Below are 1,271 nucleotides of genomic sequence, written 5' to 3'. Positions count from 1 at the left end.
TCCTATCTGCTCAACCATCAAGAGAAAGCCTTCAACCCATGACCAGCACGCTCTTTTCGCCGATTTCCCTGCGCGATCTGACCCTTTCCAACCGGATCGTCGTGTCGCCGATGTGCCAGTATAACTCGAACGAGGGCTCGGCCAATGACTGGCATCTGGCCCATCTGGGTGGTCTGTCGATGGGCGCTGCGGGCCTGGTCATGGTCGAGATGACGAACGTCGCGCTGGACGGCCGGATCTCGCCGCGCTGCGCCACCCTGTGTTCGGACGAGAATGAAGCCGCGCTGAAGCGGGTCGTGGATTTCTGCCGCACCTACGGCGTTGCAAAGATGGGGATCCAGATCGGGCATGCCGGGCGCAAGGGATCGCAGCAGCCGCCGGCACTGGGCGGCAAGGCATTGACCGCAGAGGAAGGCGCCTGGGAAACGGTCGGACCATCGGCCATCCCGTTCGGTGACTTTCCGGCGCCCCGCGCACTGACCAGGGCCGAGATGCTCGACCTGATCGAAGCCCACCGCCAGGCCGTCGCGCGCGCCGAACGGATCGGTTTCGACCTGATCGAGATGCATGGCGGACATGGCTACCTCATCCACCAGTTCCTCTCGCCGCTCGCCAACCAGCGCACCGACGAGTTCGGCGGGTCGCTGGAAAACCGCATGCGCTTCCCGCTCGAGGTGTTCAAGGCGATGCGGGCGGAATGGCCCGCGCACAAGCCGATGGGCATTCGCGTGTCGGCGACCGACTGGGTCGAGGGCGGCTTCAACCCCGACGAGGCGGTCGAGTTCGCCAAGGCGCTCAAGGCGCTCGGATGCGACTTCATCGACGTCACCACCGGCGGGCTCGATCACCGTCAGCAAATTCCGCTGGCGGCCGGCTACCAGGTGCCGTTCGGCGAACGGATCCGCAAGGAAGCGGATATCCCGACCATGTCGGTCGGCCTCATCGGTGGCAGCGCCCAGCAGGCTGAAGAGATCATCGCCTCCGGCAAGGCCGATTTCGTGATGATCGGCCGCGACGCGCTCTACGACCCTCGCTGGGCATGGCACGCGGCCGAGGAACTCGGCGCGACGACCGACTATGCGCCCAAATACGGCATGGCCAGGCCCGCGCTTCGCCCGCAGCTGTATCCCAACCACCGCGCACCTGCCTGAGCGCGCGCATGCTGACTCCCAAACAGGATATGAGGACGCCGGTCACAGTGCTGACCGGCTTTCTCGGCAGCGGAAAGACCACATTGCTCAATCGCGCCCTGCGCGATCCGGCGATGACGC

Annotated in this window: 2 protein-coding genes; both read left to right on the top strand. The window is 65.3% G+C overall.

What is annotated here, in order from left to right; all coding sequences use genetic code 11:
• Positions 1 to 38: 38 nt before the first annotated feature.
• The gene (locus MRBLMA1_RS14020; protein WP_363737453.1) at positions 39 to 1,151 is read left to right on the top strand and encodes an NADH:flavin oxidoreductase/NADH oxidase; all 1,113 of its coding nucleotides are present in this window, start codon (positions 39 to 41) and stop codon (positions 1,149 to 1,151) included.
• On the top strand, positions 1,040 to 1,271 hold a 232-nt coding region (locus MRBLMA1_RS14015), incomplete at its 3' end, for a GTP-binding protein (protein WP_363737452.1). The genes MRBLMA1_RS14020 and MRBLMA1_RS14015, both read left to right, overlap by 112 nt.

The organism is Sphingobium sp. LMA1-1-1.1 (genome assembly GCF_040676365.1).
In the GTDB taxonomy this organism is placed as follows: domain Bacteria; phylum Pseudomonadota; class Alphaproteobacteria; order Sphingomonadales; family Sphingomonadaceae; genus Sphingobium.
Note: the sequence above shows the minus strand (reverse complement) of the source record. Positions and strands in the feature narration are given on the sequence as shown.

Bases quoted from the DNA above. Each gene is read 5' to 3' on its own strand.
- MRBLMA1_RS14020 (WP_363737453.1), top strand. From the start codon at position 39: ATGACCAGCACGCTCTTTTCGCCGATTTCCCTGCGCGATCTGACCCTT.